Annotated in this window: 21 protein-coding genes; 14 read left to right on the top strand and 7 right to left on the bottom strand. The window is 60.5% G+C overall.

Annotated elements, in window-relative coordinates; all coding sequences use genetic code 11:
• Positions 1 to 118: 118 nt before the first annotated feature.
• Together ACZ3GY_RS17475 and ACZ3GY_RS17470 are read left to right on the top strand one after the other, a co-directional pair.
• Positions 119 to 1,207, top strand: a complete 1,089-nt coding sequence (locus ACZ3GY_RS17475; protein WP_465911303.1) for an AlgP family protein — start codon at positions 119 to 121, stop codon at positions 1,205 to 1,207.
• Between the two features lie 539 nt (positions 1,208 to 1,746).
• Positions 1,747 to 2,604 (top strand): phasin family protein, encoded by an 858-nt coding sequence (locus ACZ3GY_RS17470; protein ID WP_465911302.1) that lies wholly within the window; start codon positions 1,747 to 1,749, stop codon positions 2,602 to 2,604.
• A gap of 81 nt (positions 2,605 to 2,685) precedes the next feature.
• On the opposite strand, the gene ACZ3GY_RS17465 is transcribed toward ACZ3GY_RS17470, so the two are convergent.
• The 6 genes from ACZ3GY_RS17465 to ACZ3GY_RS17440 form a co-directional block, all read right to left on the bottom strand.
• The gene (locus ACZ3GY_RS17465; RefSeq protein WP_465911301.1) at positions 2,686 to 3,057 is read right to left on the bottom strand and encodes a gamma-butyrobetaine hydroxylase family protein; all 372 of its coding nucleotides are present in this window, start codon (positions 3,055 to 3,057) and stop codon (positions 2,686 to 2,688) included.
• Between the two features lie 88 nt (positions 3,058 to 3,145).
• Positions 3,146 to 4,486 carry an ATP-dependent protease ATPase subunit HslU gene (gene hslU, locus ACZ3GY_RS17460; protein ID WP_465911300.1) on the bottom strand — a complete coding sequence of 447 codons (1,341 nt, stop codon included), beginning with the start codon at positions 4,484 to 4,486 and terminating at the stop codon, positions 3,146 to 3,148.
• A 24-nt stretch (positions 4,487 to 4,510) separates the two neighbouring features.
• Positions 4,511 to 5,047 carry an ATP-dependent protease subunit HslV gene (hslV, locus tag ACZ3GY_RS17455; protein WP_225837659.1) on the bottom strand — a complete coding sequence of 179 codons (537 nt, stop codon included), beginning with the start codon at positions 5,045 to 5,047 and terminating at the stop codon, positions 4,511 to 4,513.
• A gap of 122 nt (positions 5,048 to 5,169) precedes the next feature.
• Positions 5,170 to 5,865 (bottom strand): SPOR domain-containing protein, encoded by a 696-nt coding sequence (locus ACZ3GY_RS17450; RefSeq protein WP_465911299.1) that lies wholly within the window; start codon positions 5,863 to 5,865, stop codon positions 5,170 to 5,172.
• The gene (gene argS / locus ACZ3GY_RS17445; protein WP_465911298.1) at positions 5,866 to 7,629 is read right to left on the bottom strand and encodes an arginine--tRNA ligase; all 1,764 of its coding nucleotides are present in this window, start codon (positions 7,627 to 7,629) and stop codon (positions 5,866 to 5,868) included.
• 152 nt (positions 7,630 to 7,781) lie between these two features.
• Complete coding sequence (locus tag ACZ3GY_RS17440) at positions 7,782 to 10,001, bottom strand: primosomal protein N' (protein WP_465911297.1); 2,220 nt, start codon at positions 9,999 to 10,001, stop codon at positions 7,782 to 7,784.
• Between the two features lie 167 nt (positions 10,002 to 10,168).
• Here ACZ3GY_RS17440 and rpmE point away from each other — a divergent pair, with 167 nt between their 5' ends.
• The 4 genes from rpmE to ACZ3GY_RS17420 all read left to right on the top strand — a co-directional run bounded on the left by rpmE (position 10,169) and on the right by ACZ3GY_RS17420 (position 14,014).
• Positions 10,169 to 10,384, top strand: coding sequence for a 50S ribosomal protein L31 (rpmE, locus tag ACZ3GY_RS17435; RefSeq protein WP_463562586.1), 216 nt, complete (start codon positions 10,169 to 10,171; stop codon positions 10,382 to 10,384).
• A 25-nt stretch (positions 10,385 to 10,409) separates the two neighbouring features.
• Complete coding sequence (locus tag ACZ3GY_RS17430; RefSeq protein ID WP_465911296.1) at positions 10,410 to 11,207, top strand: thermonuclease family protein; 798 nt, start codon at positions 10,410 to 10,412, stop codon at positions 11,205 to 11,207.
• A complete protein-coding gene (locus ACZ3GY_RS17425) occupies positions 11,207 to 12,643 on the top strand; it encodes a M48 family metalloprotease (RefSeq protein WP_465911843.1) in 1,437 nt (478 codons plus the stop codon). Before ACZ3GY_RS17430 ends, ACZ3GY_RS17425 begins: the two co-directional genes overlap by 1 nt.
• A 102-nt stretch (positions 12,644 to 12,745) precedes the next feature.
• The gene (locus ACZ3GY_RS17420) at positions 12,746 to 14,014 is read left to right on the top strand and encodes a malic enzyme-like NAD(P)-binding protein (protein WP_465911295.1); all 1,269 of its coding nucleotides are present in this window, start codon (positions 12,746 to 12,748) and stop codon (positions 14,012 to 14,014) included.
• A 230-nt stretch (positions 14,015 to 14,244) separates the two neighbouring features.
• On the opposite strand, the gene ACZ3GY_RS17415 is transcribed toward ACZ3GY_RS17420, so the two are convergent.
• Positions 14,245 to 16,683 carry a penicillin-binding protein 1A gene (locus tag ACZ3GY_RS17415; RefSeq protein ID WP_465911294.1) on the bottom strand — a complete coding sequence of 813 codons (2,439 nt, stop codon included), beginning with the start codon at positions 16,681 to 16,683 and terminating at the stop codon, positions 14,245 to 14,247.
• Between the two features lie 181 nt (positions 16,684 to 16,864).
• Here ACZ3GY_RS17415 and ACZ3GY_RS17410 point away from each other — a divergent pair, with 181 nt between their 5' ends.
• The 8 genes from ACZ3GY_RS17410 to ACZ3GY_RS17375 are packed head-to-tail and all read left to right on the top strand — an operon-like array spanning position 16,865 to position 25,115.
• Complete coding sequence (locus ACZ3GY_RS17410) at positions 16,865 to 17,929, top strand: pilus assembly protein PilM (RefSeq protein ID WP_463562582.1); 1,065 nt, start codon at positions 16,865 to 16,867, stop codon at positions 17,927 to 17,929.
• Positions 17,929 to 18,501 carry a PilN domain-containing protein gene (locus tag ACZ3GY_RS17405; RefSeq protein ID WP_465911293.1) on the top strand — a complete coding sequence of 191 codons (573 nt, stop codon included), beginning with the start codon at positions 17,929 to 17,931 and terminating at the stop codon, positions 18,499 to 18,501. Before ACZ3GY_RS17410 ends, ACZ3GY_RS17405 begins: the two co-directional genes overlap by 1 nt.
• Positions 18,498 to 19,121 (top strand): type 4a pilus biogenesis protein PilO, encoded by a 624-nt coding sequence (gene pilO, locus ACZ3GY_RS17400; protein ID WP_463562580.1) that lies wholly within the window; start codon positions 18,498 to 18,500, stop codon positions 19,119 to 19,121. The genes ACZ3GY_RS17405 and pilO overlap by 4 nt, the downstream gene beginning before the upstream one ends.
• Positions 19,118 to 19,636, top strand: coding sequence for a type 4a pilus biogenesis lipoprotein PilP (gene pilP / locus ACZ3GY_RS17395; RefSeq protein ID WP_463562579.1), 519 nt, complete (start codon positions 19,118 to 19,120; stop codon positions 19,634 to 19,636). The genes pilO and pilP overlap by 4 nt, the downstream gene beginning before the upstream one ends.
• Positions 19,637 to 19,690: 54 nt before the next feature.
• Complete coding sequence (locus ACZ3GY_RS17390; RefSeq protein WP_465911292.1) at positions 19,691 to 21,835, top strand: type IV pilus secretin PilQ; 2,145 nt, start codon at positions 19,691 to 19,693, stop codon at positions 21,833 to 21,835.
• A 3-nt stretch (positions 21,836 to 21,838) separates the two neighbouring features.
• Positions 21,839 to 22,357, top strand: a complete 519-nt coding sequence (gene aroK / locus ACZ3GY_RS17385; protein WP_465911291.1) for a shikimate kinase AroK — start codon at positions 21,839 to 21,841, stop codon at positions 22,355 to 22,357.
• Positions 22,358 to 22,408: 51 nt separating this feature from the next.
• Positions 22,409 to 23,515: a 3-dehydroquinate synthase gene (gene aroB / locus ACZ3GY_RS17380; RefSeq protein ID WP_465911290.1), complete on the top strand. Its 1,107-nt coding sequence runs from the start codon at positions 22,409 to 22,411 to the stop codon at positions 23,513 to 23,515.
• A gap of 7 nt (positions 23,516 to 23,522) precedes the next feature.
• Positions 23,523 to 25,115 carry an AAA family ATPase gene (locus ACZ3GY_RS17375; RefSeq protein ID WP_465911288.1) on the top strand — a complete coding sequence of 531 codons (1,593 nt, stop codon included), beginning with the start codon at positions 23,523 to 23,525 and terminating at the stop codon, positions 25,113 to 25,115.
• The last annotated feature ends 44 nt before the right edge of the window (positions 25,116 to 25,159 follow it).

The following is a 25,159-nucleotide window of genomic DNA, read 5'->3' as shown; positions in this document are numbered from 1 at the left end:
TGATTTTGTGTGCGGGTGCTCGCTCCGCTTGCTGTACGCATGTGCTTGCAAAGCGCTGCTAGCGGGCGCAAATTCACAGGTCTAATATGGCTTCATCTCATCCGCCAGGAGGCGCGCCATGTCGGCCACGAAAAACGTGAAAAAGAAATCGGTCACCACTCCGCTGCACCTGCTGCAACAGCTCTCCGGAAGTTTGCTCGAGCATCTCGAAAGTGCCTGCTCGCAAGCCTTGGTCGACGCTGAAAAAGTGCTCGCCAAACTGGAAAAACAGCGCGGTGCCGCACAGGAAAAATTGCACAAGGCTCGCGGCAAACTGCAGGCTTCCGTTGCTGCAGGCAAAGCCAAGGCTCAGTCCAAGGCCAAGTCTGCCGTCGGCGAGCTGGAAGGCGTATTGGATGGGCTGCAGGCCCGCCAGAGCGAAACCCGTCAGTACATCGTGCAACTCAAGCGTGATGCTCAGGAAAGCCTGAAACTGGCCCAGGGCGTTGGCAAGGTTCGTGAAGCTGCCAGTAAGGTTCTGGCTACTCGCAGCAAGGCCCCAGCCAAACCTGCCGCTGCCAAGCCGGTTGCTAAAACTGTAGCTAAGACTGCTGCCGCCAAGCCCGCCGCTAAAGCCGCTGCGAAGCCAGCTGCCGTCAAGCCAGCCGCTAAAGCTGCTGCGAAACCAGCTGCTGCCAAGCCAGCCGCTAAAGCCGCTGCGAAACCAACTGCTGCCAAGCCAGCCGCTAAAGCCGCTGCGAAACCAACTGCTGCCAAGCCAGTTGCCAAAACCGCCGCGAAGCCAGCTGCTGCCAAACCAGTTGCCAAAGCCGCCGCGAAACCGGCTGCTGCCAAGCCAGTTGCTAAAGCCGCTGCGAAACCAGCTGCTGCCAAGCCAGCCGCTAAAGCCGCTGCGAAACCAACTACTGCCAAGCCAGTTGCCAAAGCCGCCGCGAAGCCAGCTGCTGCCAAACCAGTTGCCAAAGCCGCCGCGAAACCGGCTGCTGCCAAGCCAGTTGCCAAAGCCGCCGCGAAACCAGCTGCCGCCAAGCCAGTCGCGTCCAAAGCACCGGCGAAACCAGCAGCTAAACCTGTGCCCAAGCCAGTCGTAGCCGACAAACCGGCTGCCGTGGCCCCAGCTGCCGGCAAACCTGTCAGCGAGTCGAGTCCGGCTCCAGCACCGGCAGCGGGCAATACCAATGGTGTAACCCCGCCTAGCGCCAGCTGATTCAGCTGCCGTGAAGCTCGCGAGCACGCCCAGTTGGAGTGCTCGCGGGCTATCTCCCGCGACCCCACGGCTCGCATCGATTCATTGCACCATTGTGCTTTCACTTCCCCTCTTACTGTCATTCAGCCGTGCCTGCGGTTGTGCCCACTGCGGTCTTGAAATCTCATTGTTCGCACGAGCGGTGCAAGGTGCAGCGGCACGATTGGGTCGTGCATATCGGCTCGTTCGCGGGCGCTTCGAATTCATTCTGAATCGGCCAGGATTGGTGGTGACGCGGAACAGCACGTCGGGATGCGGGTCAATGAAGGAGTCGATGCGGCCAACAGCCCAGTCGACGGAGTCAGAAGCAGAGTGTCCTTCGTGAAGAATAAGGTCGTCGCACGCATCGAACAGATCGGGCCGACTTTCGATTCTCGCGTGGCAGGCGCCCTTAAACGGCTCGGCATCCTGCTCGACAAGCCTCCCAGGTCTGTCTGCTACGCTGGATGAGCTGAGCGCGTTGCTCGAGCACGTCACGCGTACCCAATAAGGAGAGCAGGATGGCTGTTAAAAAGAAATCCGAGAAACAGACGGGCTCGTGGATCGGCGAGGTTGAAAATTACTCGCGACAGATCTGGCTAGCAGGCTTGGGTGCATACTCCAAGGTCAGCAAGGACGGCTCCAAGCTGTTCGACACGCTGGTCAAGGATGGCGAAAAAGCCGAAAAGGCTGCAAAGAGCAATGCTGGCGAAGCGAAGCCTGCGAGTGGTAGCGCCAAATCCCGTGTCGATGAAGTCAAGGAGCGGGCGATCGGCAAGTGGGGCGAGTTTGAGGAGGCTTTCGACAAGCGTCTCAACAGCGCCATCTCGCGTTTGGGCGTACCGAGCCGCAATGAGGTCAAGTCGCTCAATGACAAGGTCGAGCAACTGACCAAGCAGTTGGAGGCGCTTACCAGTGTGTCTGCCAAGGCTGCCAAGCCCGTTGCGAAAGCTGCTGCCAAGCCGGTAAGCAAACCTGTTGCCAGCAAAGCCGCAGCCAAGCCTGCGGCAGCCAATAAAGCCGCCAGCAAGCCTGCGGCGACAGCGGCATCGAAGCTTGCCGGCACGGCTGCAGCAGCCAAACCTGCAACTGCGAAGAAGGCGCCAGCGAGCAAAGCGGTCGCCGCCAAGCCGAAGCCAGCGGCTACCAGCAAGAGCGCTGCCAAACCTGTCGCCAAGCTGGCAGCGAAAGCAGCATCCAAACCTGCTGCGAAGCCGGCAGTGAAAGCGGCGTCCAAGCCAGCGGCGAAGCCAGTGAGCAAACCTGCAGCGAAGAAGCCAGCGGCGGCTAAACCGGCGACCGCTGCGCCGGCCAACACAGCAGCACCGGCCGTATCGCCGGCCTCTGCCGATGTGCCTGTTTCCGGCAATCAATCCTGACGTCGTGTGCTGTTACGACAACGCCCGGCTTAGTGCCGGGCGTTTTCATTTTGCACGTTAAGTAGTTGCGCGGACGGCGCGTCAAAGCATCAGGCGCACGACCGATTCATCGGGGTCGCGGGATTTGCCCGCTGCGGCGAGTTCGGCCAGGTAGTCACGCCAGAGGTTGTCCTGGCGCAGTGCCAGTTGCTGAAGGTAATCCCAACTGAACAACCCGCTGTCGTGACCGTCATCGAAGGTCAGTTTGAGCGCGTAATTGCCGGCAGGCTCGATGCCGATCAGCGCGACATTGAGTTTGCCGGTTTGCAGAATCGGTTTGCCATGGCCCTGCACCTCGGCCGAGGGCGAATGCACGCGCAGGAATTCTGCCGGCAACCTATAGCTATCGTTGCCGTATTGCAGTTCCAGCGTGCGCGACGCCTTGTGCAGCTTGATCGAGGAAGGGATGCGCATGGCGGAAGCTCCAAGCCGCAAGCTACAAGCTGCAAGGAAAGCCGAAGCAGGGTGCTTCTGACTTGCAGCATGCAGCCTGCAGCTGCTCTTAGAGAATGTAGCGTGACAGGTCTTCGTCTTCCGCCAGCTCGCCGAGGTGGCTGTTGACGTAGGCTGTGTCGATGCGGATGACTTCGCCATTTTGTTGGCCAGCCAGATCACCGGCACTGAAGGACACTTCCTCGAGCAGGCGCTCCAGCAGCGTATGCAGGCGACGGGCACCGATGTTCTCGGTCTTCTCGTTGACCTGCCAGGCGATCTCGGCCAGGCGCTTGATGCCGTCTGCGGCGAACTCCACGCCCAGGCCTTCGGTCTGCAGCAGGGCCACATACTGCTCGGTGAGCGATGCATGGGGCTCGCTGAGGATGCGCTCGAAGTCTTCGGGCGACAGCGCCTTGAGCTCGACGCGGATCGGCAGGCGACCCTGCAGCTCCGGCACCAGATCGCTCGGCTTGCTGAGGTGGAAGGCACCGGATGCGATGAACAGGATATGGTCGGTCTTGACCATGCCCAGCTTGGTGTTGACGGTACAGCCTTCGATCAGCGGCAGCAGATCACGCTGTACGCCCTCGCGGGAAACATCGGCACCGCCGGCGTTGGCGCGCTTGGCCACTTTGTCGATCTCGTCGATGAACACGATACCGTGCTGCTCGACGGCTTCCAGGGCCTTGGCCTTGAGTTCTTCCTCGTTGACCAGGCGCCCGGCTTCCTCTTCGCGTACCAGCTTCAGTGCATCCTTGACCTTGAGCTTGCGGCTCTTCTTCTTGCCCTTGCCCATGTTGGAGAACAGGTTCTGCAACTGGCTGGTCATTTCTTCCATGCCGGGCGGCGTCATGATCTCGATACCGGCAGGGCTGTCGGCCACTTCGATCTCGATTTCCTTGTCATCCAGCTGGCCTTCGCGCAGGCGCTTGCGGAACAGCTGGCGAGTATTGGAATCATTGCTCGACGCAGCTTCCTCGGCGAAACCGTTGCGTGCCGGTGGCAGCAGGGCGTCGAGAATGCGATCCTCGGCAGCGTCTTCGGCGCGGTGGCGTACGCGGATGATTTCCTGTTCGCGCAGCAGCTTGAGTGCAGCATCGGCCAAGTCGCGGATGATCGATTCGACATCACGGCCGACATAACCGACCTCGGTGAACTTGGTCGCTTCCACCTTCAGGAATGGGGCGTTGGCCAGCTTGGCCAGGCGCCGGGCGATTTCGGTTTTGCCGACGCCGGTCGGGCCGATCATCAGGATGTTCTTGGGGGTGACCTCGGCGCGCAACTCGGCGGGCAGCTGCATGCGCCGCCAGCGGTTGCGCAGGGCGATGGCCACGGCGCGCTTGGCGTCGTCCTGGCCGATGATGTGGCGGTTGAGTTCGTGGACGATCTCGCGGGGTGTCATGGACATGAGCGGGCTCCGATCAGGACTGGCTTAGATGGCCGAGTCCAGCTCCTCGATGGTCAGATTCTGATTGGTGAAGACGCAGATGGAACCGGCGATTTTCAGCGCGGTTTCGGCGATCTCGCGGGCGTCGAGGTCTTCACTGCCTTTTTGCAGCAGAGCCATGGCTGCGGCCTGGGCGAAGCCACCGCCAGAACCCATGGCGATCAGGCCATGCTCGGGTTCGACCACGTCTCCGTTACCGGTGATGATCAGCGAGGCATCTTTGTTGGCCACGGCCAGCATGGCTTCCAGGCGGCTCAGGGAACGGTCGGTACGCCAGTCTTTGGCCAGCTCTACGGCGGCACGAACCAGGTGGCCCTGATGCCTTTCCAGCTGCGACTCGAAACGTTCGAACAGGGTGAAGGCATCGGCGGTGGCGCCGGCGAAACCGGCGATGACCTGACCGTGGTACAGGCGACGGACTTTTTTCGCGTTGCCTTTCATCACGGTATTGCCGAGGGAAACTTGGCCGTCGCCACCCATGACGACTTTGCCGTGGCGGCGGACTGAAACGATAGTGGTCAAGGGCTTGCTCCTTCGGCAGCTCCGGGGTTGACCTGTTATATGGGGATGGCTTGCGCGCGCTTCAAGCCGGTCGGCATGAACGGTAGGGGAAATGGCCCGACTTGAGGTGTCGGGCCTTGCCGTTAGCGGCTCTGGCGCTGTTGCAACAGGAGGTTACTGAAGCCGTTGGCCGCCAGGGCTTTCTGCGACTGAGCCAGCTGCTCGCGGTTGGCGAACGGGCCGACCAGTACGCGGTGCCAGGTTTCGTCACGCACCGTGCCGGACTCGACGCGTACGTTCTGACCGAGCAGGGTGATCTGCGCGCGCACGCCTTCGGCGTCATCCTTGCGGCGGAATGAGCCAGCCTGCAGGAAGAACTGCGTGGCCAAAGGCGCTTGCACGGCGGGAGTCGGTGCCGCAACGGGCGGAGCTGGCGGCGGGGTTTCGCCGTTGAGCGCAGCCTGGGCGCGGGCCGCGTCGATCTTCGCCGCTTCTTCGGGGGTTACTGGCGGCGGGGTCGGCGTGGCGGGCGGTGGTACGGCGTCCGGCGGCACGATGACTTCCGACTCCGGCAGTAGGGTGTAGAAGTCGTATTTGGGCTTGCCAGGTTCCTGGCTGGTCGCCGATGGCGTCGCCTTGGGCGTGGTGCTGGCGCGCTCTGGCTGCGGTTTCTCGCGCTTGATCGCATCGCTGCCCGGCTGCAGGTTGAACAGCAGCATGGCGAACACGCCAACCACCAGCCCGCAGGCCAGCCAGATCCAGCCCGGTACCGGGCGTTTGCTCGGAGCCTTGTAACGGCTGGCGCCGCGTTTCGGTGCGGGCTTCTTGCGGGCTGCCACTTACATGCGCTCCAGGGTTTCCAGGCCGAGCAGTTGCAGGCCTTGCTTGAGGGTGCGACCGGTCAGCGCGGCAAGGCGCAGGCGGCTCTGTCGTGTGCTCTCGTCCTCGGCGCTGAGCACCGGGCAATGCTCGTAGAAGCTGGAGAACAGCCCGGCAACATCGTACAGGTAGGTACAAAGCACGTGCGGTGTGCCTTTGTCCGCGACGCCGCCCAGCACTTCGCCGAACTGCGCGAGCTTGCCGGCCAGTTCGATTTCCTGGGGCGCTTGAAGTTCGATGCGGCCGTCGAGCTGATCGGCGCTCTTGCCCAGCTTGCGGAAAATGCTTGCCGTGCGGGTATAGGCGTAAAGCAGATAGGGCGCGGTATTGCCCTCGAAGCTAAGCATCAGCTCGAAGTTGAAGCTGTAGTCGCTGGTGCGGTGCTTGGACAGATCGGCGTACTTCACCGAGGCAATGCCCACAACTCGGCCAATTTCGCGCAGTTCGGCTTCGTCGAACGGCGTCTCACCCTTGGCCGCGCGCTGGTCGTTGCGCTCCTTGACCAGCTCGTAGGCGCGGGTTTCAGCTTCGTCGAGCAGGTCGATGAGTTTTACCGTGCCGCCATCGCGGGTCTTGAACGGGCGTCCGTCGGCACCGTTCATGGTGCCGAAGCCCATGTGTTCGAGCTGCATGCCTTCATGCACGAAGCCGGCACGACGCGCGACTTCGAAGGCCATCTGGAAGTGCAGGGCCTGGCGCTGGTCGACGAAATACAGCGCGCGGTCAGCATTGAGCTGCTGGCTGCGGTAACGCATGGCGGCCAGGTCGGTGGTCGAGTACAGGTAGCCGCCGCCAGCCTTCTGCACGATTACCGGTAGCGGATTGCCTTCGGCGTTCTTGTAGTCGTCGAGGAAGACGCACTGGGCGCCGTTGTTCTCGGTCAGCAGGCCTTTTTCGCGCAAGGCTTCGATCACGCCGGGTAGCTCGGCGTTGTAGGCGCTTTCGCCTTTGATGTCGGCCGGGGTCAGTTTGACGTTCAGGCGGTCGTAGGCCTTCTGGCAATGGCTCAGGGAAATGCTGTTGAAACGGTGCCACAGGCGCATGCATTCCGGCTCACCGGCCTGTAGTTGTACGACCAGGGCGCGGGCGCGTTCGGCGAACTCTGCGGAGTCATCGAAGCGCTTCTTGGCGGCACGGTAGAAACCTTCGAGGTCGGCCAGTTCGCTTTCTGCGGCGGCCGGGTTCTCTTCCATAAAGGCCAGCAGCATGCCGAACTGGGTGCCCCAATCGCCGACGTGGTTCTGGCGAATCACCTCGTCGCCGAGAAACTCCAGCACTCTCGCCACGGCGTCGCCAATGATGGTCGAACGCAGGTGGCCGACGTGCATTTCCTTGGCCAGGTTCGGCGAGGACAGGTCGACGATCACACGCTCCACTGCGCCGTCCTTGCGTACGCCAAGGCGCTCGTCGGCCAGCGCGGCTTCCAGACGCTCAGCCAGGGAGTCGCTGTTCTGGAAGAAGTTGAGGAAGCCCGGGCCGGCGATTTCGACCTTGCTGACTTGCGGATCTGCAGGCAGCGCATCAATCAGCTTCTGAGCCAGGTCGCGTGGCTTCATCGCCGCGGGCTTGGCCAGCATCATGGCGATGTTGCTGGCGAAGTCACCGTGGGTCTTGTCGCGGGTGTTCTCCACCTGGATCGTCGGGCTCAGGCCTTCTGGCAGAACGCCTTCGGCGGTCAGGCGGGTCAGGGCTTGCTGGATCAGGTGGCGAATACTGTCTTTCATGGTCTGCTCATTCGGCCGCGAGATGCGGCGCCGCTCGAAAGCGTGGGTGGAAAACGGGGCATTATAAAAGCAGCCGCAAGCAGCAAGCCACCAGCCACAAGTAAAAGCATGCCTCAGTGTTGCCTCAAGCCTTGCAGCTTGAGGCTTGCCGCTCAAAAAAGGTCTATCGGATCGACATCCAGCGACCAGCGTACGGCGCGCCCGCTGGGCAGGCTTTCCAGCACCAGCAGCCAATGGGCGAGCAGCTTGTGCAGAGGTGCGCGGGCGTTGCCTTGCAGCAGCAGCTGGGCTCGGTAGCGGCCAGCGCGGCGCTCCATGGGTGCAGGCACTGGGCCAAGCAGCTCGATCCCGGTCAGGCCCAGCTCGGCCAGCAATCGCTCGGCTTCGTTGCACGCTTCGTCGAGAAATCCTTCCGCCTGGCCAGGCTTGTGCGCTTCGGCGCGCAATAGGGCCAGATGACAGAACGGCGGTAGGCCGGCGGCACGACGCTCGCTGAGGGCCTGGTCGGCGAAGGCGAAGTAGCCTTGCTCGGTCAACTGCACCAGTAGGGGATGGTCGGCCAGGTGACTCTGGATGATTACCTTGCCCGGCTCCTCCGCGCGCCCGGCACGCCCCGCCACCTGGACGATCAGTTGGGCCATGCGCTCGCTGGCGCGGAAGTCGGCGGAGAACAGGCCGCCATCCGCGTCGAGGATGGCCACCAGGGTCACCCGCGGGAAGTGGTGTCCCTTGGCGAGCATCTGGGTGCCGACCAGGATGCATGGCTCGCCGCGTTGCACGGTGTTGAACAGGGTGGTCATCGCTTCCTTGCGCGAGGTGCTGTCGCGATCCACTCTTAGCACCGGTACCTCGGGGAAGAGAATTTCCAAGCGCTCCTCGGCGCGCTCGGTGCCGGCGCCGACCGGGCGCAGGTCGACATTGTTGCAGCTCGGGCAGTTGCTCGGCTGGCGTTCGGCGTGGCCGCAGTGATGGCAGCGCAGTTCGCGGCTGCGCTGGTGCACGGTCATGCGCGCGTCGCAGCGTGGGCACTGCGAGAGCCAGCCGCATTCGTGACAGAGCAAGGTGGGCGCGAAGCCGCGGCGATTGAGAAACACCAGCACTTGTTGGCCGGCCGCCAGGGTTTTGCCGATGGCTTGCTGTAGCGGTGGCGACATGCCGGCGTCGAGCGGACGGCTCTTGATATCCAGGCGCAGGAAACGTGGCGGATGAGCACCACCGGCACGCTGATTCATGCGCAGCAGGGCGTAGCGGCCGCTATGGGCGTTGTGCAGGCTCTCCAACGAGGGAGTGGCCGAGCCGAGAACGATCGGTACGTTCTCCTGATGGGCGCGTACCACGGCCAGGTCACGGGCGTGGTAACGCAGACCTTCCTGCTGTTTATAGGAGGCGTCGTGCTCTTCGTCGATGATGATCAGCCCTGGGTGCTTCATCGGGGTGAACAGCGCTGAGCGGGTGCCGATGATGATATCCGCCTCACCGTCGCGGGCGGCCAGCCAGGCATCAAGGCGCTCGCGGTCGTTGACCGCCGAGTGCAGCAGGGCGATACGCGCGTTGAAGCGGCGCTCGAAGCGCGCCAGGGTCTGTGGGCCGAGGTTGATCTCGGGAATCAGCACCAACGCCTGCTTGCCGGCCTCCAGCGTTTCGCGGATCAGTTGCAGGTAGACCTCGGTCTTGCCGCTACCCGTGACCCCTGCAAGCAGAAACGCGTTGAAGCTGCCCAGCCCGGCGCGTATCGCTTCGGCCGCGGCGCGCTGCTCGGGGTTGAGTGGCAGCTCCGGTTGAGCCAGCCAGTTGGCGTGGCGCTCGGGGCTGCTCAGGCGGCGCACTTCGACGCGCACCAGGTCTTTCTCCTGCAGTAATTGCAGGCTGTCGCGGTTAATCTGCAGTTGGCTGAGCAACTGATGGGCGACGCCGTGGGGGTGCTGGGCGATGGTCTTCAGCGCTTCACGCTGACGTGGAGCCCTGGTCAGGCGTGGGTCGTCCAGTTGCGCGTCCTTGGCAATCAGCCAGAAGCGCTCCTGGCGCGCTTCGGCCGGCTCGCCCTGGCGCAATAGTACCGGCAGCGCCCAGCTCAGCGTGTCGCCCAGGCTGTGCTGGTAGTACTGCGCCGTCCACTGGCAGAGGCGTAGCAACGCTGGTGGCATGGGCGCTTGCAGGTCGAGCAGTTGCAGGGCGGGCTTGAGCTTGTCGGCCGGTACGTCGCTGTGGTCGCTGACCTCGATCAGTACGCCGATCATCTCGCGGCGGCCGAACGGCACGCGCAGCCGCGCGCCAGGCTGCAGGTCGCGGGCCGACACGCCAGGCGGGGCGAGGTAGTCGAACAGGCGGCGCAGTGGCGAGGGCAGAGCGAGTCGCAGGATGGCGTCGGGCACGCGGAGGGCTCCAGGCGGGCGAGGCGCGATCTTAGCATGCTCATGTGCGACGGCCGGTAGCCGCTGCCGAGTTGCATCGGCGGTACGCTCTGGTATGATCCGCGACCAACCTACGTGCGGTACCGGGCATCCAGTCTGGTGGCGGCACAAGACCTGAGGAAACAATCATGAAAGCCGATATCCATCCGGAATACGTCGCCATCGCCGCTACCTGCAGCTGCGGTAACGTCATCAACACGCGTTCCACTTTGGCCAAGCCATTGAGCCTGGACGTATGTTCCGAGTGCCACCCGTTCTACACCGGCAAGCAAAAAATGCTGGATACTGGCGGCCGTGTTGATCGCTTCAAGCAGCGTTTCGGCATGTTCGGCGCCAAGCAGTAAGCTTGTGCGCAGCGACGGAGGCCTTATGGGCTGTGCCGCGCTACTGAAGAAGGCGTCCCTAGTGGGCGCCTTTTTCATTTCTGTGCTTTGTCTACCCGCATACGCGCTCTGCCCCTCGCCAGGCAAGCTGGCGCAGATCAAGGTGCAGCGTGTGGTGGATGGTGACACCGTGCGCCTGGCGGATGGGCGCAGTATTCGCCTGATTGGCCTCAACAGCCCAGAACTGGCGCGCAAGGGGCGGCCCGCGGAGCCGTTTGCTGCAGCCGCGCGCGATCGCCTGAGCCAGCTGGTCACGGCCAATGGCGGGCGTGTGGGCGTGAAGACTGGCGAGCAGAAGCAGGATCGTTACGGCCGAACCCTGGCCCATCTTTACGACAGAGCCGGCAATAACCTGGAGGCACAGATGCTGGCCGAGGGTTTTGGCCAGTTGGTGGCGATTACGCCGAATGTGGCCCTGGTCGCTTGTCATCGCCAAGCCGAGCGCAAGGCTCGTAGTGCGCGGGCTGGGCTTTGGGCACAGTTGCGGCCCTTGTCGGCCCGTGCAGTTCGCAACGGCGGCTTTGTGTTGCTTGAGGGGCAGGTGCAGCGGGTTGAGCGAAACCGTGGTGGCGTCTGGATAGAGCTGGGCAACTCTGTGGTGCTGCGTATCGCGCCACAGGTACTTGGCACCTTTGAGCCTGCACTGTTGCGTGATCTGCAGGGCAAGCGCATCGAGGGGCGCGGCTGGATGATTGATCGCTCCCGCGGTGGTGGCCTCAAAACGGGCCAGGCACGCTGGATGTTGCCGCTGACCCACGGGGCCATGCTGGAGGTGTTGCCATGATGCTGCGTCTGCTTTGTATGCTATCGGTGCTGGCGCCATTGGTAGGGTGTGCGGTGAACCCCGCCACCGGGCGCAGCGATTTTGTGATGATGAGCGAGGCCCAGGAGCTGGCGCTGGGGCGCGATGCCCATCAGCAGATTCTTCAGCAATACCCGCGCTACGCCGACGAGGCGCTGCAGTCCTATGTACAAGGCGTGGGCGAGCGAGTGGCCCGCTACAGTCACCGTGGTCAGTTGGACTACCATTTCACGGTGATCGACAGTCCGGACATCAACGCGTTCGCTCTGCCCGGCGGCTACATCTATATCCACCGTGGTCTGCTGGCGTATCTGGGTTCGGAAGCGGAGTTGGCTGCGGTACTTGGTCATGAGGTCGGCCACGTCACTGCGCGCCACGGGGTGCGCCAACAAAGTCAGTCGACAGCCTGGAGCATTCTCGGTCAGGCCGTGGCGATGGGAACTGGCGTGGGCGCAGCAGGCGATGTGACCGGCGCTCTGGGCAGTGCTTTCGTGCGCGGTTATGGGCGTGACATGGAATTGGAGGCCGATGGTCTGGGTGCGCAATACCTGGCGCGCGGCGGCTATGACCCACAGGCGATGATCGAAGTGGTGAAGGTGCTCAAGCAGCAAGAGGATTTCGCCCGTGATGAGGCTGCCAGGCGCGGCGAGGAACAGCCGGTCAGTGGTTACCATGGTTTGTTCGATACCCATCCGGATAACGACCGGCGCTTGCAGGAAGTCCTCGGGCCGGCGCGTGCATTGGTGACCGGGCAGCAGGAGGTCAATCGTGATGCTTTTCTGCAGCGCCTGCAGAACCTGCCGTTCGGCGATTCGGCCGAGAGCGGCATTCGTCGCGGTGAGCGCTTCTATCACCGTGACCTCGACTTCACGCTGGCCTTTGCCAAAGGCTGGAGCATCGTCAATCAGCCTCAGGTGTTGATTGGTCATTCGCCTGACGAGCAGGTCTTCGTTGCCATGACCCTGGAAGACAACCCCGGCAGCCTCGATGCTGCGACTCTGCTGCGTCAGCGTATCGGCGGCAATCGACTGCGCGACGAGGCGGCTTTGCAGCAGGCCGGTCTGCAAGGACACATGGGCGTGATCGATGGTAGTGCGCAGCGCCGGGTTGCGGCTATCCTCAAAGGCGACAAGGCGTATCTGTTCGTCGGTGCGGTCAAGGGCCGCGCAGTGCGAGCAGAGGACGATGCGCAGTTCATCGCTGCGATCAAAAGTTTCCGATCCTTGCCGGCAGCCGAACGCAAGCTGGCCGAGCCGTTGAGGCTGCAGTTGGTGCGTGTGGGTAACGACCAGACGCTCAAGGCCCTGGCGGCCGAAAGCGGCCTTTCAGGCGATGGCGAAGGCCGGCTGCGCTTGCTCAATAATCTTTATCCACAGGGCGAGCCACGCCCAGGCGAATGGTTCAAGACGGTTCGTTGAGGCACGTTTGCAGGCTGACTGCATAGTCTTGTGCAGGTCCCTGCAACTTGCGTATCCTCGGCCGCCTGCCAGTCAATAGCCCAAAAAAGCGGAAATGCCACTATGTCTGATCTGAAAACTGCCGCTCTCGAATACCATGAGAAGCCCCGTCCGGGTAAGTTGAGCGTCGAGCTCACCAAGCCCACCGCCACTGCCCGTGATCTCTCGCTGGCCTATAGCCCGGGCGTCGCCGAGCCGGTGCGTGAGATCGCTCGCGATCCGGAGCTTGCCTACCGTTACACCGGTAAAGGCAACCTGGTAGCAGTCATTTCCGACGGCACCGCGATTCTTGGCCTAGGTAACCTCGGCCCATTGGCCTCGAAGCCTGTCATGGAAGGCAAAGGCGTGCTGTTCAAGCGTTTTGCCGGTGTCGACGTGTTCGACATCGAAGTCGATGCCGAGAGCCCGCAGGCTTTCATCGACACCGTCAAGCGTATCTCCATCACCTTCGGCGGCATCAACCTGGAAGATATCAAGGCGCCCGAGTGCTTCGAGATCGAGCGCGCCCTGATCGAGCAGTGCGATATCCCGGTTTTCCACGACGACCAGCACGGTACCGCGATCGTGACCGCGGCCGGCATGCTCAATGCACTGGAAATCGCCGGTAAGACCCTGCCGGAAGCCAAGATCGTCTGCCTGGGTGCTGGCGCCGCAGCCATCTCCTGCATGAAGCTGCTGGTGAGCATGGGTGCCAAGGTCGAGAACATCTTCATGATCGACCGTAACGGTGTGATCCATGCAGGCCGTGATGATCTGAACCAGTACAAGGCGGTATTCGCTACCGAAACCACCAAGCGTACTCTGGATGACGCGCTGACTGGTGCTGACGTATTCGTCGGTCTGTCCGGCCCGGATTTGTTGAGTGCCGAAGGTCTCAAGCTGATGGCACCCAACCCGATCGTGTTCGCGTGCTCCAATCCGGATCCGGAAATCAAGCCGGAACTGGCACACGCCACTCGCGATGATGTGATCATGGCCACCGGTCGTTCCGACTACCCGAACCAGGTCAACAACGTACTGGGTTTCCCGTTCATCTTCCGTGGTGCTCTGGACGTTCGTGCCACCCGCATCAACGAAGAGATGAAAATCGCCGCTGCCAATGCCCTGCGTGAACTGGCCAAGCTGCCGGTGCCACAGGAAGTCTGCGACGCCTATGGCGGCATTTCCCTGGAGTTCGGTCGCGAGTACATCATTCCGAAACCGATGGATGCCCGTCTGATCACGGTGGTTTGCGATGCCGTGGCCAAGGCTGCTATCGAAAGTGGTGTGGCGACCCTGCCGTATCCAAAGCACTACCCGCTGCAGTCGGTCAACGACGTGTTCAACGGCTGAGTGATCGGCTGGTGAAATAAGAAACCCGCTTCGGCGGGTTTTTTCATGGCTCGGTTTTAGTGGCGAGGTACCTATGGCAAGGAGTCATAGTCTGGCCAGTAATGCGGTGGGCTTTGGCCTGCAGCGGTTGCCGATGCCGGGGTGGGTGGAGACAAGTGAGAGCGCTGCGACTCTGCAGTGGTCGTTGATCCGGCAACTGCAGGCGTGAGCTTGCAGTTGCCGGAGCCTCGTCAGAACAGGTCGATCGGCGCGGCTTCGTCGGCAGGCAGTGGGCTGCCTGGCACGCCCATGCCTGGGTCGAGCTCGTTCATCGGTGGCGGCGAGTCTTCGCTCTTGAACAGTTCGAAGTAGGCGTCCGGTGTACCTGGTGCTGCTGCACGGCCGCTGTGCGGATCGACGCGCAGGGTGAGGATGCCGTCCGGCTCGCTCGGCGTATGGTTGGGCTTGTCTTTGAGCGCGGCGCCCATGTAGCCCATCCAGATTGGCAGCGCTACGGTGCCACCGTACTCATTACGGCCTAGGCTTTCCGGCTGGTCGAAGCCAGCCCACACGGTCGTCACGTAGTCGGCGTTGTAGCCGGAGAACCAACTATCTTTCGATTCGTTGGTGGTACCGGTCTTGCCTGCCAGATCGGTTCGTCCCAGTGCCATGGCGCGGCGTCCGGTGCCACGTTTGATCACGTCTTGCAGCATGCTGGTCATGATGTAGGCGGTGCGCTCGTCAAGAATGCGCTCGGCGGCCAGCGGCTCTGGCGCTTCCGGCAGCTGCGTCGGAGCAGCCTCTGTGGTGCTCATTACGCCTTCTTCATTCACCGGGGGCGGTACTTCGACTTGCGTACTGTTGGGTACGGTAGGTGGGTTGGCTATGAACTGCGGATCACCGTGGCGGTTGTCGATGCGTTGGATCAGGTAAGGCTGAACCTTGTGCCCGCCGTTGGCGAACGTCGTCCAGCCGGTAGCGATTTCCATGGGGGTGAGGTTTGCGGTACCTAGCGCCAAAGACAGGTTGCGTGGCAGATCCTGGCGGTTGAAGCCAAACCGCTCGATGTAGGTCAGCGTCTGCTCGATGCCCATCGCCTGTAATAGGCGAATCGACACCAGGTTGCGCGACTTGTACAGCGCTTCACGCAAGCGGATGGGGCCGAGGAAGGTATTGTTATCATTCTTCGGGCGCCAGACTTGATCCATGTAATCGTCGACAAAGACGATAGGAGCATCGTTGAGCAGGCTGGACGCGGTGTAGCCGTTGTCCAGTGCCGCGCTGTAAATGAATGGCTTGAAGCTCGACCCCGGCTGACGTTTAGCCTGGATGGCACGGTTGTAGTTGCTCTGCTCGAAGGAGAAACCACCGACCAGGGCGCGAATCGCACCATTCTGCGGGTCTAGGGAAACCAAGGCACTCTGCGCGCTGGGTAGTTGCACGAAGCGCAGGCTCTGATCGTCTTGGCGCTGCACACGAACCAGGTCGCCGATCTGTACCACGTCAGCGGGTTGCTGTGGTCGTGGGCCAAGGCTGTTGGTGTTGAGGAAGGGGCGAGCCCATTTCATGCTGTCCCAGGACACGGCTTCTTCGCTGCCGCTACGAGTCAGCACCAGAATGCCGCTTTTCTCGACCTGAGTAACGATCGCGGGATCCAGTCCGCCCCGTGTGCCCTGTTTGCTCAGTTCCGCCTGCCAGGTCTCCCGAGTCATTCCGGGGAGGCGGCTTTCCGGGCCACGGTAGCCGTGGCGCTGGTCGTAATCGATGAGACCGTCACGCAGCGCTTGGTTGGCCATCATCTGCAGATCGCTGGGCACCGTGGTGGTGACGTTGAAACCTTGGGTGTACGCATCGCTGCCGTAGCGGCCGACCATCTCGGCACGTGCCATCTCGGCTACATAAGGGGCAGGCACTTCCGGTGTTTTCACGTGGTAGCTGGCGTCTACCGGCTCGGCGAGCGCGGTCTCGTAGCGGGCCTGGTCGATGCGGCCCAGCCGGAGCATACGGCCGAGGATCCAGTCTCGACGTTCTTTGGCGCGAGTCGGGTTAGTCAGCGGGTTGAAACTCGAAGGTGCCTTGGGCAGACCGGCTATCGTCGCAAGCTGCGACAGGCTCAAGTCTTTGATGGATTTGCCGTAATAGACTTGAGCAGCAGCCTCAATGCCATAGGCACGGTGACCCAGGTAGATCTTGTTGACGTAGAGCTCGAGGATTTCGTTCTTGCTCAGCTCGCGTTCGATCTGCAGGGCCAGGAGGATTTCGGTGATCTTGCGTGAGAAGCTACGCTCGCTGGTGAGGAAGAAGTTCTTCGCCACCTGCATGGTGATGGTGCTGCCGCCCGATTGAATTTGCCCCGTTTTCAATAATTGCGTGGCAGCGCGCATCAGGCTTGTAAGATCAACGCCATAATGGTTTGCGAAGTTGTCGTCCTCTGCAGCGAGCAGGGCACTGGTGAAGTCAGGCGGTATGTCGGCGAATGCGATGGGTGAACGGCGCATTTCCCCGAATTCGGCAATGAGTTTTCCATCGCTGCTGTAGACCCGAAGCGGAATCTGTAGCTCTATGCTGCGCAAGGCATCGACAGAGGGTAGAGTCGGGCTCAGATAGAGAAAGGCACCGCTGAGGCTGAGTAATAGCGCACAAAAAACAGCGATAACGGACCAGCAGAAAAACTTCAGCAAACGCATCAAGATTTTTGGATTTCCAGATAAAAGAATGAGTTAAGCGGAAGACAAAGCGAAAAGGCAAAAACGGATCACATTATAAGCGTTTTTTTTGCTGGGGAGCCATTTGCGCTTCTGTCAAGTCTGCTATTTAATGTGGAAAAACATAAATCGTCCGTAAGTTATGGATGTGAATAGGAAATCGGTCGTGCTAGGGCTCTTCAGTAAGAAAGCGAATACGCTTTTGGGGATCGATATAAGTTCGACCTCAGTCAAGCTCCTCGAATTGAGTCGCTCAGGAAGCCGCTACAAGGTAGAGGCTTATGCTGTAGAGCCGCTCCCCGCCAATGCTGTCGTCGAAAAAAATATCGCCGAGCTCGAGGGGGTCGGTGAGGCGCTGTCGCGCTTGCTGACGAAGGCGAAGACCAATGTGCGCACGGTGGCAGTCGCTGTCGCCGGCTCTGCGGTCATCACCAAGACCATTGAGATGGAGTCCGGACTTTCGGATGACGAGTTGGAAAATCAGCTGAAGTTGGAAGCTGACCAGTACATCCCTTATCCGCTGGAAGAGGTGGCGATCGATTTCGAGGTTCAGGGTACGTCCCCGCGCAACTCGGATCGGGTCGAAGTGCTGCTGGCCGCCTGCCGCAAGGAAAACGTCGAAGTCCGCGAGGCCGCCCTTGCGCTGGCTGGTCTGACTGCCAAAGTAGTGGATGTCGAAGCCTACGCTTTGGAGCGTGCCTACAACTTGCTCTCCGAGCAGCTGGGTGGTGTCCATGATGAGCTGACCGTTGCGGTGGTCGACATCGGCGCGACCATGACCACGCTCAGCGTGCTGCATAACGGGCGTACCATCTACACTCGCGAACAACTGTTCGGTGGTCGGCAATTGACTGAAGAAATTCAGCGCCGCTACGGCCTTTCCGTCGACGAAGCGGGTCTCGCGAAAAAGCAGGGTGGCCTGCCCGACGATTATGAAAGCGAGGTGCTCCAGCCGTTCAAGGATGCCCTCGTGCAGCAGGTCTCCCGTTCGCTGCAATTCTTCTTCGCCGCCGGCCAGTACAACGATGTCGACTACATCCTGTTGGCGGGCGGTACGGCGTCGATCCCGGATCTTGATCGGCTCATTCAGCAGAAAATCGGCACCCAGACGTTGGTCGCCAACCCATTCGCGGACATGGCCCTGAGTGGCAAGGTCAATGCGGGTGCGCTGGCCAGTGATGCGCCGGCACTGATGATTGCCTGCGGCCTGGCGATGAGGAGTTTCGACTGATGGCGCGGATTAACCTCCTTCCCTGGCGCGAGCAGTTGCGCGAAGAGCGCAAGCAGCGCTTTCTGGTTTCGCTGGGCGGCTTGCTGATTGCTTCTGCGGCGCTGATTTTCCTGGGTGACCAGTACCTTAATGGCGAAATCGAAAATCAGCAGGCGCGCAACGACTATGTGCGTAAGGAAATTGCTGTGTTGGATACGCGCATTGCTGAAATCAGTGAACTGCGCACGCGCCGCCAGCAGTTGCTCGAACGCATGAAAATTATTCAGGATTTACAGGGCAATCGTCCGATCATTGGCCGTGTGTTTGATCAGATGGTGCGAACGCTGCCTGACGGCGTGTATTTCACTGGTGTGAAAATGACCGACAAGACCATTGCGATCGTCGGTGCGGCCGAATCCAACAGTCGGGTCTCCAAGTTGATGCGTGATATGGACGCTTCCGATTGGTTGGCATCGCCCAATCTGACCGAGGTCAAGGCCGTTACAGCTGGTGCGGTGGATCAGGCCAATACCTTCCAGTTGACCGTTCAGCAAGCGCAACCAGTCAAGCAAGAAACGGAGGTCAAGCCATGAGCCTGAACGATTCACTGGCCGGCTTGCGCAAGATCGACTTCAACGATCTTGATCTCAACAACATCGGCTCTTGGCCTGCAGCAGTCAAAGTTATTGCTGGCATTCTGACTGTGGTGCTTGTTCTGGCTCTCGGGTACAACTTCCATTTGAAGGATTTGCAAGCCAATCTGGAGCGCTTGCAAGCTGAGGAGGGGACGCTAAAGCAACAGTTCTCTACCAAGGCCTTTCAAGCGGCCAACCTTGAGGCCTATCGCGAGCAGATGAAGGAAGCGGAAGTGTCATTCGGTGCTCTGCTCAAGCAGCTGCCTAGCGACACTGAAGTGCCAGGCTTGCTGGAGGACATCACTCGAACCGGCTTGGACAGCGGTCTGGAGTTCGAGGAAATCAAGTTGCTACCGGAAGTCACTCAGCCTTTCTACATCGAGTTGCCCATCCAGATTAAGGTGGTTGGCGGCTATCACGACTTGGCTACCTTCGTCAGTGGTGTTGCCAGTCAGCCGCGTATCGTAACGCTGCATAATTTCGAGCTCGTTCCTGCGGAACAGGGCAGTACCTCCAAGCTGCGCATGAGTATCCTGGCGAAAACCTATCGCTACAACGACAAGGGAGCACAGCCATGAAGCGCGTCTTCTTGTCGAGCATGCTACTGCTTAGCCTGGGGGGCTGCGGTGGCGGTGACTTTACTGATCTTCAGGCTTACATGGACGAAGTGAGAGCGCGGCCGAAAGGTCAGATCGAGCCTCTCCCTCAGCCTCAGCCTTACGAGAGTTTCACCTATAGCGCTGCAGCGATGCGTAGTCCATTCCAGCCGCCCGTGAAAATTGATTTGGTTAGTCGGGTGAAAGGCGACAAGGAAGTAAAGCCGGACGAAACACGGGTCAAGCAGTTTCTCGAGGGGTTCAATATCGAGCTCTTCGAAATGGTGGGTACGCTTGCCAACGACAACGGTTCATTCGCCTTGGTTAACGGGGCGGGCGGCGTTCATCGTGTCAAGGTCGGGGATTACCTGGGACGCAATGATGGCCGAATCGTATCCATCGACAGTGCCAAGATCGACGTGGTCGAAATCGTCCCTGACGGTGATGGTGGCTGGCTCGAACGCCCCCGTACCCTCACTCTGAAGGAGCGCTCCTGAGGAGCGAGGTGAAGCATGAATAGAAATAACCGGTCTGCCAAACGGAACCCAAGCATGAACAGCTCTCTCTCTCGCCTAAGCATTTCGCTACTGGTGGCTATGCTCTCTCCTGCCGTCCTGGCCGCCAACCTGCAGGCGCTGGATGTGGCTGCTCTGCCGGGTGACCGCGTCGAGCTGAAGCTGTCCTTCGATGAGCCGGTCACGGCTCCGCGTGGCTATACCATCGAGCAACCCGCGCGTATCGCGCTGGATCTGCCAGGGGTTGCCAATAAACTCGGCGTCAAGAATCGCGAGTTGGGGATGGGCAATGCCCGCAGCGTGACTGTTGTCGAAGCCAAAGACCGCACCCGCCTGATCATCAATTTGACCAGTCTGTCGCCGTATAACACCCGTACTGAAGGCAATAACCTGTTTGTACAGGTCGGAGCGGGTGTTGCCACGACCGCTGCTGCCCCGGTGAATACGGCAGCCGCTGCCCAGCCGGCAACACCTGTCGCCGCTCCGGCCGCCCCCAAGGTGTTCGGCGCGGTGAACAAGGCGATCAGCAATATCGACTTCCAGCGTGGCGAGCAGGGTGAGGGCAACATTGTTATCGATTTGTCCGATGCCTCTGTGAGCCCTGATATTCAGGAGCGCGGTGGCAAGATCATCCTCAATTTCAACCGTACTCAATTGCCCGAAGCACTGCGCGTGCGCCTGGACGTGAAGGACTTCGCGACACCGGTGCAATTCGTCAGTGCCAGCGGCACGGGAAATGATGCGAGTATCGTTATCGAACCCGTCGGCGCTTTCGACTACTTGGCCTATCAGACCGAGAACAAGCTGACCCTGAGCGTCAAGCCGCTGACCCCGGAAGATGCCGAGAAGCGTCAGGCCGAGCGCTTTGCCTACACCGGCGAAAAACTGTCGCTGAACTTCCAGGACATCGATGTGCGCTCAGTACTGCAGCTGATTGCTGACTTTACTGACCTTAATCTGGTCGCCAGTGACACGGTGGCTGGCAATATCACCCTGCGCCTGCAGAACGTGCCATGGGATCAGGCACTGGATCTGGTGCTGAAAACCAAGGGATTGGACAAGCGCCAGATTGGCAACGTGCTGCTGGTTGCGCCTGCTGAAGAAATCGCCGCGCGTGAGCGTCAGGAGCTGGAGTCGCAGAAGCAGATTGCCGAGCTGGCACCGCTGCGCCGCGAGCTGATTCAGGTTAACTACGCCAAGGCTGCCGATATGGCCAAGTTGTTCCAGTCGGTGACCAGTGCTGATGGTGGCGTGCAGGATGATCGTGGCTCGATTACGGTCGATGAGCGTACCAATAGCATCATCGCTTACCAGACCCAGGAGCGTCTGGATGAGTTGCGTCGTATTGTCGCTCAGCTGGATGTCGCGGTGCGCCAAGTGCTAATTGAAGCTCGGATCGTTGAGGCTAACGTTAACTACAGCAAGGATCTGGGGGTTCGCTGGGGTGGTACGTTGGGCAGTGCCGGCTCCAAATGGCGTACTTATGGTAAGGATGGTAGTACTGGTGTTGAAGACGGGGCTGGTAATTGCGGGCCGTTTGGCGGGACTTGTACACGTCCGACTATTGGTAACACAGGCTCACCGGTGCCGTTCGTGGATATGGGGGCGCTGAATAGCACCTCAGGGATTGGTATCGGTTTCATCACCGATAGCGCCATCATCGACTTGCAGCTTTCTGCGATGGAAAGTTCTGGGAATGGTGAGATTGTTTCCCAGCCTAAAGTCGTAACCTCGGATAAGGAAACCGCCAAAATCCTGCGAGGCCAGGAAATTCCTTATCAGGAAGCCGCCTCCAGCGGCGCGACTAGTACATCCTTTAAAGAAGCCGCGCTGTCTTTGGAAGTAACACCACAGATCACCCCTGACAATCGCATTATCATGGAAGTTAAGGTCAACAAGGATTCGGCGGACTATGAGCGCAGGATTGGCGAGGGTGCGCCTCCGATTAACAAGAATGAGGTCAATGCCAAGGTTCTGGTATCCGACGGAGAAACCATTGTTATCGGTGGCGTATTTGAAAATACGCAAAGCAAGGGCACACAGAAGGTTCCATTCTTGGGTGACGTGCCTTATCTGGGGCGCTTGTTCCGTCGTGACTTTGTCACCGACAACAAGACCGAGTTGCTGGTTTTCATCACTCCGCGCATCATGAACACTTCCGCGGTGGCCGTGAGTCGGTAATTTGTGCGTAATCTGATCCTTGTCGGCCCGATGGGTGCTGGAAAAAGCACCATCGGGCGCTTACTTGCCAAAGAGTTGCGGTTGCCATTCAAGGACTCCGACAAGGAGATCGAACAGCGTACCGGTGCAGACATTCCCTGGATTTTCGATGTCGAGGGTGAGCAGGGCTTTCGTGAGCGCGAGCAAGCGGTGATCTGCTCGCTTTGCGAATCTGATGGTCTGGTCTTGGCTACCGGGGGTGGCGCCGTATTACGACCGCAGAACCGCCAGGCCTTGCATGCTGGCGGGCGAGTGGTCTATCTGCATGCCTCGGTCGAGCAGCAGATCGACCGCACGGCACGTGATCGAAATCGCCCATTACTGCGCACGCCCAACCCTGGCAAGGTGTTGGCTGATCTGCTCGCTATTCGTGATCCGCTGTATCGGGAAATTGCCGATGTGATCATTGAAACCGATGAGCGCCCACCGCGTATGGTGGTTCAGGAAATTCTCGAGAGGCTGGAAGCGCTAGCACCCCGTTAATGACTGGGGCGAACTGCGTTATCCTAGAGCCCTTTTTAAATTGGGGGCTCCATGCAAACACTTCATGTCGATCTCGCTGAGCGCAGCTACCCCATTCATATCGGTGCTGGCTTGTTGAGTCGTGCCGATTTGCTGGCGCCGCATATCGTCGGACGCCAAGTTGCCATTGTCACCAATGAAACCATTGCACCGCTTTATTTGGCTGGGCTTGAGGCGACCTTGGCAGATTATCGTGTCACCTCGGTCGTGCTACCTGATGGCGAAGGTTTCAAGAATTGGCAAACGCTGCAAACTATCTTCGATGGTCTGCTCAGTGCTCGTCATGATCGTCGTACTACGGTCATTGCCCTGGGCGGTGGTGTGATCGGTGACATGGCAGGCTTCGCGGCAGCCTGCTATCAACGTGGCGTGAATTTCATCCAGATTCCTACCACACTGCTGTCCCAGGTCGACTCCTCCGTAGGCGGCAAGACCGGTATCAACCACCCAATGGGCAAGAACATGGTCGGCGCTTTCTATCAGCCTCAGGTGGTGCTGATCGATACGCGTAGCTTGGATACGCTGCCGCCGCGTGAGTTGTCGGCAGGGCTGGCTGAAGTGATCAAGTATGGGTTGATCTGCGATGAGCCCTTTCTTGGTTGGCTCGAGGCCAATATGGCTGCATTGCGCGCGTTGGATCAGGTTGCATTGACCCAAGCCATTGAGCGCTCCTGCGCGGCCAAGGCGCGAGTGGTTGGCGCCGACGAGCGAGAAACGGGTGTGCGCGCCACGTTGAATCTCGGTCACACCTTTGGCCATGCCATCGAGACTCATATGGGCTATGGCGTCTGGTTGCACGGTGAGGCGGTAGCCGCCGGAACGGTGATGGCGTTGGAGATGTCTCATCGACTGGGGTGGATCAATGCCGATGAGCGTGACCGTGGTATTCGCCTCTTTCAGGCGGCCGGCCTGCCCGTAGTACCGCCGCAAGAAATGACCTCGGCGCACTTTCTTGAGCACATGGCAGTCGACAAGAAAGTGTTGGATGGCCAGTTGCGCCTGGTACTGCTGCGTTCGCTAGGCGAAGCGGTAGTGACCAGCGATTACCCGCGAGACATCTTGAGTGCCACCCTGGCTGCCGATTACTCGGCGCTGGTGGCTCGGCTTAACAATCAGTGAGTATTCAATGACCAGTTTGCACGCCGACGAAGCGTTTCTCGACCACTACCAGTTCACCCATGACCCGTTCGCGGCGCGGGTGCCGGGCTTCAAGTTCTTCCCGGCGCAGCGCAAGCCCGTGCTTGGGCAGTTGCACCATCTGGCGCGCTACAGCCAGTTGCTGCTGGTGGTGACGGGGCCGGAAGGCAGTGGCAAGACCTTGCTGCGGCAGGCGTTGGTCGCCAGCACCAACAAGCAGGCCGTGCACAATGTGGTGGTTTCCGCCCAAGGCGCTGCCGACCCGGCGACACTGATGCGCCATATCGCGCAGGGTCTCAATACTCAGCAGACGGATCGTGCGTCGTTGCTGGCTCAGGTCGGCCAGCTGTCGCTGACCGGGCAGGAAGTTTATCTGCTCATCGATGATGCCGAGGAGCTCAGTGAAGCGTCGCTGGAAGCGTTGCTGGTGCTCGCTCAAGGCAATTCTGATGGGCGCCCCCATGTCTTTCTGTTCGCCGATACGGATCTAATCTCGCGCCTGGAGGCGTTGGCAGGCGCAGAAGAGGCATTCCACGTCATCGAACTGCAGCCTTATGCAGAGGATGAGACGCGTGAATACCTGGCGCTACGTTTGGAGGGGGCCGCGCAGGGTATAGAGTTGCTTTCCGAGGAGCAGATCGAATTGATTCATGATCGTTCCGGCGGCTGGCCGGGCGAGATCAATCGGGTGGCCCGTGACGTCTTGGTCGATGCCATGGCGTCGCGCCGCGGAGCTGCAAAGGCCGGTGGTTTCTCCTTCAATCTGCCGAGGAAGCATCTGCTCGCCTTGGGTGTGGTCGCTCTCGGTGTCGTAGCGGCCCTGCTGATGCAAGGCCGTTCGGGCCCCTCGGATGCTCCGGAAACTCAGGCGCAGTTGCCTATCGATGCCACGCAACAGCCGCAACAGCCGCCCGAAGCTCAGGCGACTCAGCCAGGCGCCGAGCAGGGAGCGGATGGCCGGCCTGCCATTGAGTTCGCTGGCAGCAATCAGCCGCTGCCGCTGCCTTTGGTTGGCCAGTCCCAACCAGTGATCCGTCAGCCGCTTGCTCAAGCTGCAGGTGAGACGGACGGTGAGGCCAATGTGGAATTGCCTGAGCCAGTGACGAGTACGCCGGTGACCGTTCCTCCAGTGGCGTCCCAGCCAGCCCCCGCGACTGCACCACCCACTACACCTGCTCCTCAGGCAGCCCCGCCAGTCGCGCAGCAACCCAAGCCGGCTGAGCAGCCGAAGCCGACCCCGGCGCCAGCACCCAAGCCCGCTCCTGCACCTCCGGCGCCTACAACAGCCGGCGCAACGCAGGGCAGCGGCTGGTATGCGACGCAGACCAAGAGCCATTACACCCTGCAGATTCTCGGTACTAGCTCGGAAAGCAGTGCGCGTTCATTCGTGAGTCAGAACGGCGCGCAATACCGCTACTTCAAGAAGATGCACCAGGGTAAGCCGCTTTTCGTCATCACTTATGGTAGTTTTGCCAGCCGCGATGCCGCCCAGGCAGCCGTGAAGACTTTGCCAGCCAAGGTTCAGGCCGGTAAGCCCTGGCCGAAAACCTTCGCCAGCGTCACCCAAGAAATGACGCCCTGATAGAAACGTGCCCGTTACGGTGTAATTGTCGTAACGGGCTCTTT

This window comes from Pseudomonas sp. PME37.24/006 (assembly GCF_055556635.1).
This window is presented reverse-complemented; position numbering and strand designations above follow the sequence as displayed.

Coding starts and splice junctions, on each gene's coding strand:
- ACZ3GY_RS17475 (WP_465911303.1), top strand. CDS start 119: ATGTCGGCCACGAAAAACGTGAAAAAGAAATCGGTCACCACTCCGCTG.
- ACZ3GY_RS17470 (WP_465911302.1), top strand. CDS start 1,747: ATGGCTGTTAAAAAGAAATCCGAGAAACAGACGGGCTCGTGGATCGGC.
- ACZ3GY_RS17465 (WP_465911301.1), bottom strand. CDS start 3,057: ATGCGCATCCCTTCCTCGATCAAGCTGCACAAGGCGTCGCGCACGCTG.
- hslU (WP_465911300.1), bottom strand. CDS start 4,486: ATGTCCATGACACCCCGCGAGATCGTCCACGAACTCAACCGCCACATC.
- argS (WP_465911298.1), bottom strand. CDS start 7,629: ATGAAAGACAGTATTCGCCACCTGATCCAGCAAGCCCTGACCCGCCTG.
- rpmE (WP_463562586.1), top strand. CDS start 10,169: ATGAAAGCCGATATCCATCCGGAATACGTCGCCATCGCCGCTACCTGC.
- ACZ3GY_RS17430 (WP_465911296.1), top strand. CDS start 10,410: ATGGGCTGTGCCGCGCTACTGAAGAAGGCGTCCCTAGTGGGCGCCTTT.
- ACZ3GY_RS17425 (WP_465911843.1), top strand. CDS start 11,207: ATGCTGCGTCTGCTTTGTATGCTATCGGTGCTGGCGCCATTGGTAGGG.
- ACZ3GY_RS17420 (WP_465911295.1), top strand. CDS start 12,746: ATGTCTGATCTGAAAACTGCCGCTCTCGAATACCATGAGAAGCCCCGT.
- ACZ3GY_RS17405 (WP_465911293.1), top strand. CDS start 17,929: ATGGCGCGGATTAACCTCCTTCCCTGGCGCGAGCAGTTGCGCGAAGAG.
- pilO (WP_463562580.1), top strand. CDS start 18,498: ATGAGCCTGAACGATTCACTGGCCGGCTTGCGCAAGATCGACTTCAAC.
- pilP (WP_463562579.1), top strand. CDS start 19,118: ATGAAGCGCGTCTTCTTGTCGAGCATGCTACTGCTTAGCCTGGGGGGC.
- ACZ3GY_RS17390 (WP_465911292.1), top strand. CDS start 19,691: ATGAACAGCTCTCTCTCTCGCCTAAGCATTTCGCTACTGGTGGCTATG.
- aroB (WP_465911290.1), top strand. CDS start 22,409: ATGCAAACACTTCATGTCGATCTCGCTGAGCGCAGCTACCCCATTCAT.
- ACZ3GY_RS17375 (WP_465911288.1), top strand. CDS start 23,523: ATGACCAGTTTGCACGCCGACGAAGCGTTTCTCGACCACTACCAGTTC.